The 16,551-nt window shown below is 60.6% G+C and carries 17 protein-coding genes; 15 read left to right on the forward strand and 2 right to left on the reverse strand.

Annotated elements, in window-relative coordinates:
- Positions 1–13: 13 nt before the first annotated feature.
- Positions 14–1,030: a cytochrome d ubiquinol oxidase subunit II gene (cydB, locus tag AC3WK5_RS02130; protein ID WP_103318515.1), complete on the forward strand. Its 1,017-nt coding sequence runs from the start codon at positions 14–16 to the stop codon at positions 1,028–1,030.
- Entirely contained in the window at positions 1,017–1,202 is a 186-nt protein-coding gene (locus tag AC3WK5_RS02135; protein ID WP_103318514.1) for a DUF2474 domain-containing protein, read from the forward strand. The genes cydB and AC3WK5_RS02135 overlap by 14 nt, the downstream gene beginning before the upstream one ends.
- A 64-nt stretch (positions 1,203–1,266) precedes the next feature.
- Here the strand turns inward: AC3WK5_RS02135 and AC3WK5_RS02140 are convergent, their stop codons facing one another.
- Positions 1,267–2,214: a Dyp-type peroxidase gene (locus AC3WK5_RS02140; protein ID WP_371919139.1), complete on the reverse strand. Its 948-nt coding sequence runs from the start codon at positions 2,212–2,214 to the stop codon at positions 1,267–1,269.
- A 240-nt stretch (positions 2,215–2,454) separates the two neighbouring features.
- On the opposite strand from AC3WK5_RS02140, the gene mdcA reads away from it, so the two are divergent.
- The 9 genes from mdcA to madM all read left to right on the forward strand — a co-directional run bounded on the left by mdcA (position 2,455) and on the right by madM (position 9,721).
- Positions 2,455–4,125 (forward strand): malonate decarboxylase subunit alpha, encoded by a 1,671-nt coding sequence (gene mdcA / locus AC3WK5_RS02145; RefSeq protein WP_103318512.1) that lies wholly within the window; start codon positions 2,455–2,457, stop codon positions 4,123–4,125.
- A complete protein-coding gene (locus AC3WK5_RS02150; RefSeq protein WP_103318511.1) occupies positions 4,125–5,000 on the forward strand; it encodes a triphosphoribosyl-dephospho-CoA synthase in 876 nt (291 codons plus the stop codon). The genes mdcA and AC3WK5_RS02150 overlap by 1 nt, the downstream gene beginning before the upstream one ends.
- The gene (locus tag AC3WK5_RS02155; protein WP_103318509.1) at positions 5,000–5,299 is read left to right on the forward strand and encodes a malonate decarboxylase subunit delta; all 300 of its coding nucleotides are present in this window, start codon (positions 5,000–5,002) and stop codon (positions 5,297–5,299) included. Before AC3WK5_RS02150 ends, AC3WK5_RS02155 begins: the two co-directional genes overlap by 1 nt.
- A complete protein-coding gene (locus AC3WK5_RS02160) occupies positions 5,292–6,143 on the forward strand; it encodes a biotin-independent malonate decarboxylase subunit beta (protein ID WP_103318507.1) in 852 nt (283 codons plus the stop codon). Before AC3WK5_RS02155 ends, AC3WK5_RS02160 begins: the two co-directional genes overlap by 8 nt.
- On the forward strand, positions 6,140–6,943 hold the full coding sequence (gene mdcE / locus AC3WK5_RS02165) for a biotin-independent malonate decarboxylase subunit gamma (protein ID WP_103318506.1): 804 nt from the start codon (positions 6,140–6,142) through the stop codon (positions 6,941–6,943). Before AC3WK5_RS02160 ends, mdcE begins: the two co-directional genes overlap by 4 nt.
- Positions 6,937–7,557: a malonate decarboxylase holo-ACP synthase gene (locus tag AC3WK5_RS02170; protein WP_103318504.1), complete on the forward strand. Its 621-nt coding sequence runs from the start codon at positions 6,937–6,939 to the stop codon at positions 7,555–7,557. The genes mdcE and AC3WK5_RS02170 overlap by 7 nt, the downstream gene beginning before the upstream one ends.
- A complete protein-coding gene (mdcH, locus tag AC3WK5_RS02175) occupies positions 7,554–8,474 on the forward strand; it encodes a malonate decarboxylase subunit epsilon (RefSeq protein ID WP_103318502.1) in 921 nt (306 codons plus the stop codon). The genes AC3WK5_RS02170 and mdcH overlap by 4 nt, the downstream gene beginning before the upstream one ends.
- A gap of 64 nt (positions 8,475–8,538) precedes the next feature.
- A complete protein-coding gene (madL, locus tag AC3WK5_RS02180) occupies positions 8,539–8,955 on the forward strand; it encodes a malonate transporter subunit MadL (RefSeq protein ID WP_054597422.1) in 417 nt (138 codons plus the stop codon).
- A 1-nt stretch (position 8,956) separates the two neighbouring features.
- Complete coding sequence (madM, locus tag AC3WK5_RS02185) at positions 8,957–9,721, forward strand: malonate transporter subunit MadM (RefSeq protein ID WP_019690474.1); 765 nt, start codon at positions 8,957–8,959, stop codon at positions 9,719–9,721.
- A 137-nt stretch (positions 9,722–9,858) separates the two neighbouring features.
- Here madM and AC3WK5_RS02190 read toward each other — a convergent pair whose 3' ends face one another.
- The gene (locus AC3WK5_RS02190) at positions 9,859–10,773 is read right to left on the reverse strand and encodes a LysR family transcriptional regulator (RefSeq protein WP_103318501.1); all 915 of its coding nucleotides are present in this window, start codon (positions 10,771–10,773) and stop codon (positions 9,859–9,861) included.
- A gap of 789 nt (positions 10,774–11,562) precedes the next feature.
- Here AC3WK5_RS02190 and AC3WK5_RS02195 point away from each other — a divergent pair.
- The 4 genes from AC3WK5_RS02195 (at position 11,563) to AC3WK5_RS02210 (ending at position 16,476) form a co-directional block, all read left to right on the forward strand.
- Entirely contained in the window at positions 11,563–12,972 is a 1,410-nt protein-coding gene (locus AC3WK5_RS02195; protein ID WP_054597420.1) for a circularly permuted type 2 ATP-grasp protein, read from the forward strand.
- A 3-nt stretch (positions 12,973–12,975) separates the two neighbouring features.
- Complete coding sequence (locus tag AC3WK5_RS02200; protein WP_054597419.1) at positions 12,976–13,926, forward strand: alpha-E domain-containing protein; 951 nt, start codon at positions 12,976–12,978, stop codon at positions 13,924–13,926.
- Positions 13,923–14,720 (forward strand): transglutaminase family protein, encoded by a 798-nt coding sequence (locus AC3WK5_RS02205; RefSeq protein ID WP_103318499.1) that lies wholly within the window; start codon positions 13,923–13,925, stop codon positions 14,718–14,720. The genes AC3WK5_RS02200 and AC3WK5_RS02205 overlap by 4 nt, the downstream gene beginning before the upstream one ends.
- A 145-nt stretch (positions 14,721–14,865) precedes the next feature.
- A complete protein-coding gene (locus AC3WK5_RS02210; RefSeq protein ID WP_103318498.1) occupies positions 14,866–16,476 on the forward strand; it encodes a gamma-glutamyltransferase family protein in 1,611 nt (536 codons plus the stop codon).
- Positions 16,477–16,551 lie beyond the last annotated feature (75 nt).

A 16,551-nucleotide genomic window follows, 5' to 3' on the forward strand; every position in this document is an offset into this window, starting at 1 on the left:
AAGGGGATAGATCATGGGTATTCAAGGTATAGATCTGTCGTTGATCTGGGGCGTCATCATTGCTTTCGGGGTGATGATGTACGTGATCATGGACGGCTTCGATCTGGGGTTGGGCATCCTGTTCCCGCTGATCCCGGACAGGCAGGAGCGCGATGTGATGATGAACACCGTCGCGCCGGTCTGGGACGGTAACGAAACCTGGCTGATACTCGGCGGGGCGGCACTTTACGGTGCGTTTCCGTTGGCTTACTCGGTGATTCTGGAGGCGTTGTATCTGCCACTGATTTTCATGCTGGCCGGGTTGATATTTCGTGGCGTGGCGTTTGAATTCCGCTTCAAGGCCAGTCCTGAAAAACGTCACATCTGGGACATGGCCTTTATCGGTGGCTCACTCCTGGCGACGTTTTGCCAAGGCATCGTGATTGGCGCGTATATCGCTGGAATTCCGGTGGTCAATCGTCAGTTTGCAGGCGGCACCCTGGACTGGCTGTCAGCGTTTCCACTGTTCTGCGGTTTCGGGTTGATCGTCGCCTACGCGCTGCTGGGCAGTACCTGGTTGCTGGTCAAGACCGAAGGCATGCTTGAATCACGCATGCGTCACTACACTCGGCCGCTGGCGTTCACCCTTACGGCGGTCGTGGCGGTGCTCTGTGTCTGGACACCGATGCTGCATCCGGAGATTGCGACTCGCTGGTTCACGCACGCGCATACCGTAGTCTTTGGCGGGTTGTTGATCCTTGGGGTGCTGGCGCTATTCGGGTTGCTCAGGTCGTTGCGCCACTATCACTCTCACTGGCCATTTGTGTTGACGTTGGTGCTGGTATTCCTGGGTTATATCGGTCTGGCATTCAGTATCTGGCCGAATATCGTACCGCCCTCCATCAGCTTGTGGGAGGCCGCATCGCCGCCTTCAAGCCAGCTGTTCATCTTGATCGGCACGTTGTTCATTCTGCCAATCATCCTGATGTACACCTGCTGGAGCTACTACGTGTTCCGCGGAAAAGTGAGGATCGGCGATGGCTACCATTGACAGCAAAAGCGCTCTGACGAGTGAAGAGTTGGTCACGCAAAACCAATCCTCCCCTTGGTATCGACGGGTTCTTTGGTTGATCGCTATCTGGTTCGGCAGTGTGATTGCACTGGGGGCAGTGGCGAGCTTGTTCCGGCTGATGATGCATATGGCCGGAATGACCACTCATTGATGACTGGTTTCATACGATAAAGGCCCGGCGCGATCTTTCGCGCCGGGCTTTTTTTACCAATGGCCTAAGGCTCGCGATCAGCAAGCTCTTCGAGCAGGTCTGCTGACGGAACGAAGAACAAGCCTCCGGTGACCGCAGTGCTGAAATCGAGCAACCGGTCATAGTTGCCCGCGGGTCTGCCGACAAACATGTTCTCGAGCATCTGCTCGATCGGTTCTGGCGAACGCGCATAGCCGATGAAGTAAGTCCCGAACTCTCCCGCGCCTGGCCGGCCGAACGGCATGTTATCGCGCAGGATTTTTACTTCTTGTCCGTCCTTGGTGATGGTCGTCAAGGAACTGTGCGAACAGCTCGGTTTGACCGAATCATCGAGTTCGATATCGGAGAGTTTTTTGCGTCCGATAATGCGCTCCTGAGCCTCGACGGATAACTCGTTCCACGCGCTCATCTTGTGCAGGTATTTCTGTACCAGCACATAGCTGCCACCGCTATAGGACGGGTCTTCGTCACCAATGATCGTGAAGTCGATAGCATGGCGACCGACCGGGTTTTCGGTGCCGTCGACAAAACCGACCATGCTGCGCATGTCGAAATAACGGAAACCCTGAACTTCATCAACGACCGAGACTGCATCGCCAAGCGATGAAAGCAATTGCGTCGCCAATTCGAAGCAGAGGTCCATCTGATCCGCACGAATGTGCAGCAAAACGTCGCCGGGCGTTGCGACGGCTCGACGTCCCTCTACACCGAACTCGCGGAATGGATGCAAAGAGGCGGGACGCGGGCTGCCGAACAAGGTATCCCAGGCATTGGAACCGATGCCGCAGACACACGATAAATTGCCTGAGGGAACACGTTTACCGACCGATCGCGTGAGGGCCGCGACATCTGCGCACCAGGCCCGCACTTTAGCGGCCGACTCACTGCCAGGCGCTAGTGTGGCGACGATGAAAATCGCGCTGCTGGTAATGGGACTACAGACGGATTGAGGATCAGGCGTTTGATTATCCATTGGCATCAGTTTTGTCATTGATAATTCCACATGCGGCGCAGCGGGAGTGAAAGACAGTAGCAGGTAATGGTTTCAAAACAGCAATCGACGTGGACGAGCAGTCCATGCGGCGTACCTCACTCTTCGTGGCTTTCATGGAAAACGTTACCCTGAGCGTAACGGTTCGCCGCTCATCTTGATTGATACCGCCCTCCGTTAACTCCTAAGGTAACTCCACGAAAGCGAACCCGTGGAGTGAGCATGACAACAACAATATCCCCCGACTCGCGCTGGACGCGGCGGCGCAGTGAAAAACAGCGTCGCCTGGAGCAGGTGCGGGGTCTCGCCGATGGCGTGGTGTTGCCCACCGACAAGATAGTTGCGGCGCTGGAGGCATTGATTCTGCCTGGCGACCGCGTGGTGCTGGAGGGCAACAACCAGAAGCAGGCGGACTTTCTTTCCCGTTCCCTGGCCAAGGCCGATCCGGCCAAGCTGCATGACCTGCACATGATCATGCCCAGCGTCGGCCGCTCCGAGCATCTGGATCTGTTCGAACGAGGCATCGCGCGCAAGCTCGATTTCTCCTTTGCCGGCACCCAAAGTCTGCGCATCAGCCAGTTGCTTGAAGATGGTCTGCTGGAAATCGGCGCGATCCACACTTACATCGAACTCTACGCCCGACTGGTAGTGGACCTGATTCCCAACGTGGTGCTCTCGGCCGGTTTCATGGCCGACCGTGCCGGCAATATCTACACTGGGCCGAGCACCGAGGACACTCCGGCGCTGATTGAGCCGGCGGCCTTCAGCGACGGCATTGTGATCGTCCAGGTCAACCAGTTGGTGGACGACGTCAGCGAGTTGCCCCGCGTGGACATTCCCGCGTCCTGGGTGGATTTCGTGGTGGTGGCCGACAAACCGTTCTACATCGAACCGTTGTTCACCCGCGACCCTCGGCACATCAAACCCGTGCATGTGCTGATGGCGATGATGGCGATCCGCGGGATCTATGAAAAACACAACGTTCAGTCGCTCAACCACGGTATCGGTTTCAACACTGCCGCCATCGAATTGATCTTGCCGACCTACGGCGAATCGCTCGGACTCAAAGGCAAGATCTGCCGCAACTGGACCCTTAACCCGCACCCGACGCTGATTCCGGCCATCGAAAGTGGCTGGGTCGAAAGCGTGCATTGCTTCGGCACCGAACTGGGGATGGAGAACTACATCGCCGCGCGCCCGGACGTGTTTTTCACTGGTCGCGACGGATCCCTGCGTTCCAATCGGATGTTCTGCCAACTGGCCGGGCAGTACGCGGTGGACCTGTTTATCGGCGCAACCTTGCAGGTGGACGGCGACGGTCATTCCTCCACCGTGACCCGTGGACGCCTGGCCGGTTTCGGCGGCGCGCCGAACATGGGCCACGACCCGCGTGGTCGCCGCCACGGCACTCCGGCCTGGCTCGACATGCGCCACGACGACGCCCTCGAAGCGATGCTCGAACGTGGCAAGAAGCTGGTGGTGCAAATGGTCGAGACCTTCCAGGAGGGCGGTAAACCGACCTTCGTTGAAACCCTCGATGCAGTTGAAGTGGCGAAGAAAAGCGGCATGCCGCTGGCGCCGATCATGATCTACGGCGACGACGTCACTCACCTGCTTACCGAAGAAGGCATCGCCTATTTGTACAAAGCGCGCTCCCTGGAAGAACGCCAGGCAATGATCGCGGCCGTGGCCGGGGTCACCGCCATCGGCCTGCGCCATAACCCCAAAGACACTGCGCGGATGCGCCGCGAGGGCCTGATCGCCTTGCCCGAAGACCTCGGCATCCGCCGCACCGACGCCACCCGTGAACTGCTGGCGGCGAAAAGCGTCGCCGATCTGGTGGAGTGGTCGGGTGGCCTGTACAACCCGCCCGCCAAATTCAGGAGCTGGTAATGCACGCACTTAATCTGCAACCCAAGCGCCTGACCCTGGCCGAACGGCTGGCGGACCTTGCGGTAGACGCGCTGATCGACGAAGCCGACCTGTCGCCCAAACCGGCGCTGGTCGATCGTCGCGGCAGCGGTGCCCACAGCGATTTACACCTGGGGCTGATGCACGCTTCGGCACTGTCGCTGTGGCCGGCCTTTAAGGACATGGCTGCAGCTGCCGTCGCGTTTGGCGAAGTCGGTCTGCCGCTGCGCGAGGCCCTCGGGCAAATCGGTCGCGACGGTGAACAAACGATGCTGGCCACCACCGATGGCGTGAACACCCATCGCGGAGCGATCTGGGCTTTGGGCCTGTTGGTCGCAGCCGCTGCGCTGGAGCCTGAATCCAGTGGCGCCAGCGCGGTCACTGTGCGCGCCGCACGTCTGGCCTTACTCGAGGATCGCCATGCGCCACGGCCGTTCAGCCACGGCGCTCAAGTAGCACAACGTTACGGGGCGCGAGGCGCTCGGGAAGAGGCACAACTAGGCTTTCCGGCCGTGATGCAATTCGGCTTGCCGCAACTCCAACGTAGCCGCGCCAATGGCAGCGGCGAACAGAACGCCCGGCTCGATGCCTTGCTGGCGATCATGAGCACGCTCGCCGATACCTGCGTGCTTTACCGCGCAGGCGAGCAGGGGCTGCAAACCATGCAACTCGGCGCTCGCTCGGTGCTGGAGGCGGGCGGCAGCGCCAGCCTGGCGGGTCGGCGCCGGTTGCATGAGCTGGACCAACAATTAATCGCGTTGAATGCCTCGCCGGGCGGCGCTGCGGATTTGCTCGCAGCCTGCCTGTTTATCGACCGCATCTCATCCTGCGACGGCGTCATCCAGGGAGCTTTCTGATGGAAACCTTATCCTTTGAATTCCCCGCCGGGCAGCCGGCGCGGGGCAGGGCGCTGGTCGGCTGTGTCGGCTCGGGCGATCTCGAAGTACTGCTCGAACCGGGACAGGCCGGCACGCTGACGATCCAGGTGCAGACCTCGGTCAATGGCAGCCAACAGCGCTGGCAGCATGTGTTCGCACGGATGTTCGACGGCCAGACACCGCCAGCGATGACCATCGATATTCATGATTTCGGGGCCACCCCAGGTGTGGTGCGCTTGCGTCTGGAACAGGGCTTCGAGGAGATTGGCCATGAGTGACAGCGCAGCGCTGCTCAACAAACACAGCTTCGTCGAACTCGGTGCCCGGCAACGCGCCAAGGCCTTGCTCGACGCCGGGACCTTCCGTGAATTGCTCGACCCGTTCCAGCGCGTCATGTCGCCATGGCTGTCGCGTCAGGGCGTGGTGCCGCAAGCCGATGACGGTGTGGTCATCGCCAAGGGCAGCATTGGCGGTTTGCCGGTGGTGATCGCCGCCATCGAAGGCGCCTTTCAGGGCGGCAGCCTGGGTGAAGTCGGCGGGGCGAAAATTGCCGGCGCGCTGGAACTGGCAGCCGAGGACAACCGCAAGGGCATCGCCACCCGCGCCGTGTTGTTGCTGGAAACCGGTGGCGTGCGTTTGCAGGAAGCCAACCTCGGGCTGGCAGCGATTGCCGATATTCACGCGGCGATTGTCGATCTGCGCCAGTACCAGCCGGTGATCGGTGTGGTGGCCGGCAGCGTCGGTTGTTTTGGCGGCATGTCGATTGCCGCCGGGTTGTGCAGTTATCTGCTGGTCACTCAGGAAGCGCGACTTGGCCTTAATGGTCCGCAGGTGATCGAACAGGAAGCCGGGATCGAGGAATACGACTCGCGCGACCGTCCGTTCATCTGGAGCCTGACCGGCGGCGAGCAACGGTTTGCCAGTGGGCTGGTGGATCGGTATGTCGCCGATGACGTGGCGCAGATTCAGCAACAGGTCAGCGAGTTGTTGCAGCAGGGGTTACCCGCTGAACAGCGCAGTCGCCAGGCGGATCAGTTCCTGCAACGCCTCGCGCGTCTGGACGCGGTGCCACAAATCGAGCCGGCGACGGTTCGCGATCTGTACCAAGGAGAGCACTCATGAGCGGTTATTCCCTGAGAGGTTTGCACTGGTTTCAAGCCTTGAGTGCCGGCTCCACCGTCGTTGACGGATTGCCCGCTTCGTTGAAAGTCGCCGACGGCGTGCTGGGCGAGCAGCCCGTGCGGCTTATCGCGGTGGTGGCCGATCCGCAGAACCGCTTTGTCCGCGCCCGTCACGGCGAGGTCGGTTTGTTGGAGGGCTGGGGTCTGGCCAAAGCGGTGGATGAAGTCATTGAAGCCGATCGCGCCAAACCGCAAAAACGCGCATTGATCGCCATCGTCGATGTGCCGAGCCAGGCCTACGGTCGTCGCGAAGAAGCCTTGGGCATCCATCAGGCGCTGGCCGCTGCTGCGGACAGTTATGCCCGTGCACGACTGGCCGGGCATGCGGTGATCGGTTTGCTGGTGGGCAAGGCGATGTCCGGGGCGTTTCTGGCCCACGGTTATCAGGCCAACCGGCTGATTGCCTTGCGTGACCCAGGGGTAATGGTTCACGCCATGGGCAAGGTCTCGGCTGCGCGGGTCACCCTGCGCAGTGTTGAAGAACTCGAAGTGCTGGCTGCCAGCGTGCCGCCGATGGCCTATGACATCGACAGCTATGCCAGCCTTGGTCTGCTCTGGGAAACCCTGACGGTGGAGCAGGTCGAGCAGCCGACCGCGAGCGATCTGGCGCGGGTCAGCGACTGCTTGCGCCAGGCCATTGGCGACGTTGAAAGCACCGGGGCTGATTTGAGCTCGCGTCTGGGGGCGACCAATCGTGCGGCGTCAAGCAAGGTTCGCCAACTGTTGCGTGAGCAATGGTGAACGGGTTTCTGGCCCATGACCTGCTCTGGGGACTGACCCTGGAGCAGTTGCCAGCGGACGCGCCGCAATGGGTTATCGAGGTGACACGCAAAGGTCAGCCGGTCGTGGTTCGACGCGCCTTGAGTGCCGAAGATCAGATTGCGGTGGGTGTGCGTGGACCGTTGCGCGAGCAACGTTATGCCACGTGGATGGCGGTCGAGGCGATCCGGCAGCGGATTCGACCGGAAGATCTTTGCCATGTCGAGGGTGATCGCGATCTGCCGGCCTTGCAGGCCCTGGTGCAATTGCGACCGATGCTCGATGCCTGCGGTTGGGTCTGGGGCGTCAGTGGCAGCGCCGGGTTTGAATTGGCCTGTGGTGTGACGGCCTTGCATGAGCGCAGCGATCTCGACTTGATCCTGCGTACGCCGCAACCGTTGGATCGGGTTCAGGCTCGGGAACTGCTGACGTGGCTGGACGCCGCTGCGTGCCCGGTGGATATGCAATTGCAAACGCCACTGGGCGCGGTTGCCTTGCGCGAATGGGCCGGTCCGGCACAGCGGGTGCTGCTCAAAAATGCCCACGAAGCACGGCTGGTGACCGACCCTTGGTATCCACAGGAGCAAACGGCGTGAGCAGCCTGTTGGTGTTTCCCGGCCAGGGCGCGCAGCGGCCGGGCATGCTCCATCGTTTGCCCGAGGCGACTGTGATCGAGGCGAGCGAGGTGTTGGGGGAGGATGTTCTGCTACTCGATTCTGCCCAGGCACTGAAATCGACCCGTGCGGTTCAGCTGTGTCTGCTGATCGCGGGAACCGCGGCGGCGCGCAGCTTGTTGCAGCAGGGATGTACCGCGGATTACGTGGCCGGGCTGTCCATCGGCGCGTACCCGGCGGCGGTGGTGGCGGGGGCATTGCGTTTCAGCGATGCGCTGCATCTGGTCAGCCTGCGGGGTGAGTTGATGCAACAGGCCTGGCCGCAGGGCTACGGCATGACCGCGATCATCGGTCTGGACCTTGCGACCGTGGAAGGCTTGCTGGCGCAGGTTCACAGCAGCGAGACGCCGGTTTACCTGGCCAACATCAATGCCGATAACCAGCTGGTGATTGCCGGCAGTGATGCGGCGATGAACGCTGTCGCTGAATTGGCCAAAGGCTGTGGCGCAGGATTGGCTAAACGGCTGTCGGTCAGCGTGCCGTCGCATTGCCCGCTGCTCGATGAGCCCGCGCAGGTACTGGCCGAGGCGTTTGCCAAAGTGCCATTGAAGCTACCGACAATCGGCTACCTGAGTGGCAGCCGCGCCCGGCCGATCCGTTCGGTCGAGGCGTTGCGCGAGGATCTGGCGTTCAATATGTGCCGGGTGGTGGACTGGCGCGGCACCGTACAAAGCGCCTACGAGCGTGGCGTGCGGTTGCACATCGAACTGCCGCCCGGTGCGGTGCTGACAGGATTGGCCCGACGGGTGTTTGAACAAGGCACGGTCATCGCCTTCGATGGTGCTCGCCTGGACACGTTGCAAGCGCTGCTGCGTGAGGAGGGAAGTCGCCAACCCTAGACACCGCTCACGCTGCGAAGGACAAAAACAATAACTTCGACGATGCACTTTGAGGATAACAACAATGATTATTTACGGTGTGGCGCTGCTGGCGATCTGTACGCTGGCAGGGGTGATCATGGGTGACATGCTCGGCGTGCTGCTGGGCGTCAAGTCCAATGTCGGCGGGGTTGGTATCGCGATGATCCTGCTGATTTTCGCGAAGCTGTGGATGCACAAACGCGGCGGCATGACCAAGGATTGCGAGTTGGGTGTCGGCTTCTGGGGCGCCATGTACATTCCGGTGGTGGTGGCCATGGCTGCACAACAGAACGTTGTCGCCGCCTTGCACGGCGGCCCGGTGGCGGTGTTGGCGGCCATCGGTTCAGTGGTGATCTGTGGTTGCACTATCGCCCTGATCAGCCGGACCCACAAAGGCGAACCGTTGCCGGACGAGCCGGTCGACAGTGTCTCGATCACAGCTCCAGCAGGAGGTCGCTGATATGTGGAACCTCATGGAAGCGGGTCTGAAACATAACGATCTGGTCACCGCGTTCGCATTCGTCGGGGTGATCATGTGGATCTCCGTCGTGCTCTCCAAACGCCTGACGTTCGGACGGATTCATGGCTCGGCGATTGCCATCGTCATCGGCCTGGTGCTGGCCTGGGTCGGCGGCACGCTCACCGGTGGGCAGAAAGGCCTGGCGGACGTCGCGGTGTTTTCCGGCATCGGCCTGATGGGAGGCGCCATGCTGCGGGACTTTGCGATCGTCGCCACGGCCTTCGAAGTTCAGGCCACCGAAGCACGCAAGGCCGGGCTGATCGGCGCGCTCGCGCTGCTGCTGGGTACCGTGCTGCCGTTTATTGTCGGGGCGAGCATCGCCTGGATGTTCGGCTATCGCGATGCGGTGAGCATGACCACCATTGGCGCCGGTGCGGTGACCTACATCGTTGGCCCGGTGACGGGCGCGGCGATTGGCGCCAGTTCCGACGTGGTCGCGCTATCGATTGCCACCGGCTTGATCAAGGCGATTCTGGTGATGGTCGGCACACCGATGGCGGCGCGCTGGATGGGACTTGATAACCCGCGCTCGGCGATGGTCTTCGGTGGGTTGGCCGGCACTGTCAGCGGTGTGACGGCTGGCCTGGCGGCGACGGATCGGCGGTTGGTGCCGTATGGCGCGCTGACGGCGACCTTTCATACCGGGCTGGGCTGCCTGCTGGGGCCGTCGTTGCTGTACTTCATCGTTCGCGGGATTGTCGGCTAGGTTGAGGATTTGACTCGCCTGTGATGCCGTCATCGCGGGCAAGCCTTGCTCCTACTGGTTTTGCGTAAGCCGCAGGATTTTGGCGCGACATATGACCCGTAGGAGCAAGGCTTGCCCGCGATGGGCTCGCCTCGGTTTCAGGCCTGTCGATTGGCATACATCCGACACTCCGCCAACAACGCCAGCAGGTTCGGGTCGCGTTCCTTGGCCTTCAGGAACACCACCCCAATGCGCTGCTGCAACCGATAGCGTTCCTGCAACGGGATCAGCTTCACCCGGTTCTCGTACACCGCCGCAATCCGCCCTGGCAGCAGCGCATAACCGACCCCGGAGCTGACCATGCTCAGCAGGGTGAAAATATCGTTGACCTGCATCGCCACCTTTGGCTCGAACCCTGCCTGCTTGAAGACCCGAATCCCGTCCTGGTGCGTGGCGAAGCCCTGGGTCAGGGTAATGAAGGTTTCGTTGCGCACCTCGGCGAGGTCGACTTCAGCACGTTGCGCAAACGGTGAGTCGGCTGGAGTGGCAAGAAAGATGTCGTCGGAAAACAACGGGATCTGCTCGCAGTCCGGGTCGTTGACGCTGTCGTCCAGGGACACCAGGATCGCGTCGACTTCCATGTTCTTGAGCTTGTACAGCAGGTCGATGTTCGAACCGAGGATCAGGTCGATGTTGAGTTCGCTGCGGCGGATCTTCAGGCCCATGATCAGTTGCGGCACAGTCTTGACCGTCAGCGAATACAGCGAGCCGAGCTTGAAGCGTTCGGCCGAGAATCCCGCGGCTTCGCGGGTCAGGCGCACGCTTTCGAGCACATCCTGAATCAGCTTCTGTGCCCGCTCTTCGAGTACATAGGCGCTTTCCAGCGGCGTCAGGTTACGCCCTTCATGCTTGAACAGCGGGCAGCGCAGTGCGCTTTCCAGCGAGTGAATGGCCCGGTGCACGCTGACGTTGCTGGTCTGCAGTTCGGCCGCCGCACGGGCCAGGTTGCCGGTGCGCATGAACGCCAGGAACACTTCCAGCTTTTTCAGGGTCAGTTCTTCGTCGATCAGCATGGCCATCACTCTTTTTCAGTCCGTTGATTATGCCCATGCGCTGTTGTGTTGTCCGATGTGCGGTTGCGTTCCTGTCAGGTCGGTGTTGACCGTCGTAACCTGCGACTTGAAGCGCTCATTCAACCGAATAACGTGATGAGTGCTTTTGTGCGTCATCAGCAGGCACTTTAATTCCGTGCGCAGTCATGGAGTGCGTTTGTGTGCGCATTAATGGTGCAAGGATGAAATTTGATGTACGGGTCTGAAGGTTTGGTATTACAAAGCTCATAAAAAAGAGTGGGTAAAAATTTCCCGTTTACAGGGCAATAAAGTCAACTTATTTACCCAATGCACCGATTTTGTTCGCGCCAGAGTTGTGCAAACGATAAGTGCAATAAACGTTTCAGCGTGTTACGAGAAAAACACCGTAAAAATGAACGTAAATGTCGCCTCAATATCATTGTTGGGGCTTTTTCCGATTTTTAGCGGCCCTGGCGTTGCATGGGCACAGCCCTTGCAAAAGCACTTTCAAACCACCGGAAGTGTGGTTTTTGCGAAAAAAGGAAACTGGGGGCGTTACAAGTAGGAGCGCCAGTAAGCTAATCCGGAAACGGCCAGATCTCTGACGCCAGAATGCGTCAAGACGCTGTCGGAATCGTGAGCTTCCAGCTTCATAAAGGGACAGGAAGTTCACGGTGCACACTGAGGTGCTTTACAGAAACAGTACTCACTAAAACAACGTAAGGCTTCATCTATTGGAATGACAAAGTTATAAAAAAATGCCGGCTGTATCGCGGCAAGGAGTGGGGTATGTCCCGAGCTTTTTTTAATGAAATGTATGATGCGAGTGGTGGCTGCCGGCCACATTACCAGGAGTTTGCGCGCTGGTTGGCGGACACGCCCCTGGAGCTGCTGGATCAGCGTCGTCGCGAAGCCGACCTGCTGTTCCATCGAGCCGGTATCACCTTCACGTTATATGGGGACGAGCAGGGCACCGAGCGGTTGATTCCGTTCGACATCATTCCACGCAGCATCAAGGCCAGCGAATGGCAGATGGTCGAGCGTGGCTGCATTCAGCGGGTCCAGGCCTTGAACATGTTCCTGGCCGATATCTATCACGGGCAACGGATTCTCAAGGAGGGCATTATTCCGGCCGAACAGGTGTTGGCCAACGAGGGTTATCAGGTCGCCATGCAGGGCCTGAATTTGCACCGCGGTATCTATGCGCACATCTCCGGGGTCGATCTGGTGCGCGATGGCGACGGCAGTTACTACGTACTCGAAGACAATCTGCGCACGCCCAGCGGCGTCAGCTACATGCTCGAAGACCGCAAGATGATGATGCGCCTGTTTCCCGAACTCTTCGCCGCCCAGCGTGTGGCGCCCATCGACCACTACCCGAACCTTCTGCTGGACACCCTCAAGAGCTCCAGCCCCCTGGACAACCCGACGACCGTGGTACTGACCCCGGGCCGCTTCAACAGCGCTTACTTCGAACACGCGTTCCTGGCCCGTGAAATGGGTGTGGAACTGGTTGAAGGCGCCGATCTGTTCGTTCGCGACGATCATGTCTACATGCGCACCACCGCCGGCCCGAAACAGGTGGATGTGATTTATCGGCGCCTCGACGATGCGTTTCTCGACCCGCTGTCTTTCAATCCGGACTCCATGCTGGGCGTGCCCGGGCTGGTGACGGTTTATCGCGCAGGGAACGTGATCCTCGCCAATGCCATAGGCACCGGCGTGGCGGATGACAAGTCGATCTACCCGTATGTCGGTGACATGATCCGCTTCTACCTCGCCGAGGAACCGATCCTCAAGAACGTACCGACCTGGCAGTGTCGCAAACCGGAAGAGCTGTCCCACGTGCTGGCCAATCTTCCCGAACTGGTGGTCAAGGAGACCCAGGGTTCCGGTGGCTACGGGATGCTGGTCGGCCCGGCGGCCACAGCGGCGGAAATCGAGGACTTCCGCGCGCGTCTCAAGGCACGTCCCGAAGCGTATATCGCCCAGCCGACGCTGTGCCTGTCCACGTGTCCGACCTTTGTCGAAAGCGGCATCGCCCCACGCCACATCGACCTGCGCCCGTTTGTGCTGTCGGGCCGTGAAACCCGCCTGGTGCCCGGCGGCCTGACCCGCGTGGCATTGCGCGAAGGCTCGCTGGTGGTGAACTCGTCCCAGGGCGGCGGCACCAAAGACACTTGGGTAGTGGAGGACTAAGACATGCTTTCAAGAACCGCTTCGGACCTCTACTGGATGTCCCGTTATCTGGAGCGCGCCGAAAACCTGGCGCGCATGCTCGAAGTCAGTTACTCGCTGTCGCTGATGCCCCAGGCGGGGCGCACCGATGGCCATGCCGAGCTGTCGATGTCGCTGTTGGCCGCCGGCACGCTGGACGACTACAACCAGCGCTACGGCGAACTCAACACCGAACGCATGCTGCATTTTTTTGCGCTGGATGAAACCAACCCCGGCAGTATCTATTGCTGCCTGCAGGCGGCGCGGGCCAATGCCCACGCGGTACGTGGACGAATCACCGCCGACATGTGGGAGAACATCAACGCCACCTGGCTGGAGATGCGCAACATCGCCCGCAATGGCCTGGGTCGTTATGGCATCAGCCATTTCTGCGAATGGGTCAAGGAGCGTTCGCACCTGTTCCGCGGGGCAACCTCCGGCACCATCATGCGCAACGATGCCTACTGCTTCATTCGACTGGGCACCTTCCTCGAACGCGCCGACAACACCCTGCGCCTGCTGGATGCGCGCTACGAAATGTACGGCGAGGAGTCGGAGGAGGTGAGCGACAACTCGGCCCGCGGCTACTACCAATGGAGCGCCTTGCTGCGCGCCTTGTCGTCTTTCGAGGCGTTCAACGAGCTCTACCGCAATGCACCGAACGCCGAGCAGGTCTCCGAGATGCTGCTATTGCGCGCCGCCGTTCCACGTTCGCTGCACGCCTGCATCGAGGAACTGGATCAGATCCTCGCCAGCCTGCCGGGCAGTAACGGGCGGGCGGCCCAGCGGTTGGCCGCCGAATTGAATGCGCGGCTGCGCTACACCGGGATCGACGAGATTCTCGGTTTCGGTCTGCACCTCTGGCTGACTGATTTCATCTCCCAGGTTCGCCATCTCGGCCAGACCGTCCACGAATCCTATCTGGAGGTCGTATGAAACTGTCCATACGCCACGACACCACCTACAGCTACACCGACGAAGTCTGCACCAGCATCCAGTTCCTGCGTTTGACGCCCAAGAACACCGAGCGCCAGCACATTCTGGAATGGCACCTGGAACTGCCGCGCCTGGTCCGTAGCCAGCTCGACCCTTACGGCAACATCCTGCACGTATTGACGATGGATGAGCCCCACGGCGCCCTCGTGCTGACCGCTTATGGTCAGGTGGAAATCGACCAGATGCTGGAGGTGGAGCACGACAGTCAGTCGCCGTTGCCGTTCTTGCGCACCAGCCATCTGACCAAGGCTGACGACGCCCTCAATGCCTTTGCCATACAGCGGTGCGGCACGCGGCGTGATCGCGGGGCGTTGATTGACCTGATGAATGGCCTCGCCGAACACATGGTCTACAGCCCGGGCGCTACAGCGGTGGACACCACCGCAGCCGAAGCCTTTGCCGCCGGCGTCGGGGTCTGCCAGGACCATACCCATGCTTTCCTGGCCTGCGCTCGCAGCCTGGGCATTCCTGCGCGCTACGTCTCCGGTTATCTGTGCACAGAAGATGAAAGCCATTTGGCCAGCCATGCCTGGGCCGAAGCCTGGCTCGACGATGGTTGGTACAGCTTCGACGTCACCAACCGATTGGCGCGACCCGAGCGCCATCTGAAACTGGCGGTGGGCCTCGAGTACCTTGACGCTTGCCCGGTGCGCGGCATGCGTCGCGGGGGAGGGGCCGAGCACATGCTCGCGCGGGTCCAGGTGTCGTCCCAGTTGCAGGTTCAGCACCAGTAAAACTCACTCACACCGTCACCATAACCGGCTATACCGTCTCCATGACGGTATGGCCGCTCATCATTCAGATCTTCGGCCAGCCACGCCCGCGCCTTTCTTGGTCGGGTGCTGTGAGCCCGAGCATCCCTAATGTGTGAGACCTGCCATGTTCAAATTTTCTGCCCATGAGTATCCCTACGCCTCACAGCGCCAAAGTGTTTTCGCAAAACGCGGCATGGTCGCGGCCTCGCAGCCGTTGGCTGCCGAAGCCGGTATCGAGATCATGCGGCGTGGTGGCAACGCGATTGACGCCGCGATTGCCACCGCAGCAGCGTTGACCGTGGTCGAGCCGACCGGTTGCGGTATCGGTGGCGACGCCTTTGCATTGGTCTGGAGTCAGAACAAACTGCATGGCTTGAGCGCCAATGGCGGCGCCCCGCAAGCCCTGAGCATTGAAGCGGTGAGAGCCGCCGGCCACAAAAAAATGCCATTGCATGGATGGACACCCGTGACAGTTCCAGGCTGCCCGTCGGCCTGGGCTGAGCTGTCCAAACGGTTCGGTCGTCTGCCCTTTGCCGATGTGTTGCAGCCAGCTATCAGTTTGGCAGGCGACGGCTTTCCGGTTTCGCCAGTGGTTGCTCTTCAATGGCAAACCGCGTTGGAGAACTTCACCCCGAGCCGCAACGAAGTGCTCGATAGCTGGTTCGAAACCTTTTTGATTGACGGAGGAGCACCCCGCGCCGGCGAGATGTTTTACAACCCGGCCCAGGCGCGGACCTTGACGGAACTCGCGGCCACAGGTTGCGAAAGCTTTTATCGTGGGGCGCTGGCGCAACGGTTGGACGCCCATTCCAGGGCGACCGGCGGGTATTTGCGCGCCAGTGATTTACAAGGTTACCGCGCCCAATGGGTCGAGCCGATCAAGGTCAATTATCGAGGCTACGACGTCTGGGAGATTCCGCCGAGCGGCCAGGGCCTCGTGGTATTGATGGCCTTGAAGATTCTCGAGGGTTTCGACTTCGATCACCGCGACAGTCAGCAGACCTGGCACCGTCAGCTTGAGGCCATGAAACTCGCTTACAGCGACGGCCTGCATTACATCACTGACCCGCAGCACATGCGGGTCGCGGTGGAGGATTTACTCAGCGAAAACTATGTTGCCCATCGTCGGGCACAGATCGGTGAGCAGGCGATGGCCCCACAACCGGGTGATCCTCACGCCAGCGGCACGGTGTACCTGGCCACCGCCGATGCCGAAGGCAACATGGTTTCGTTCATCCAGAGCAACTACCACGGCTTTGGCTCCGGCGTGGTATTGCCTGACAGCGGCATCGCCCTGCAAAACCGCGGTGAAGAGTTCAGCCTTGATCCGGCGCACTCGAACTGCCTGGCGCCCGGCAAGAAAACCTTCCACACCATTATCCCGGGGTTTCTCAGCAAGGACGGTGTGGCGATGGGCCCCTTTGGCGTGATGGGCGGCTACATGCAGCCCCAAGGGCACGTGCAGATGGTGATGAACCTGGTGGATTTTGGCCTCAACCCGCAAGCGGCGCTGGATGCACCGCGTTGGCAGTGGCTGGGAGGGCTGCAGGTCGGCATCGAGCAGGACGCTTCGCGGGACATGGCTGCAGCGTTGGCGCGCCGGGGGCATCAAGTGCAAGTGGCCTGCGACCGGACCCGTTATGGGCGTGGACAAATCATCCTGCGCGATCCTGAAACGGGCGTGTTATGTGGCGGAACCGAGCCGCGAACGGACTCGCATATCGCTGTTTTTTGAGGGACAGGTGAGTGGCGAGGGTGCTGCATCCTCGCCTGCCGGTCTCCAAACGGAAACTAAACGCCCGTTGCGCCA

Source organism: Pseudomonas sp. FW306-02-D09B (assembly GCF_058782685.1).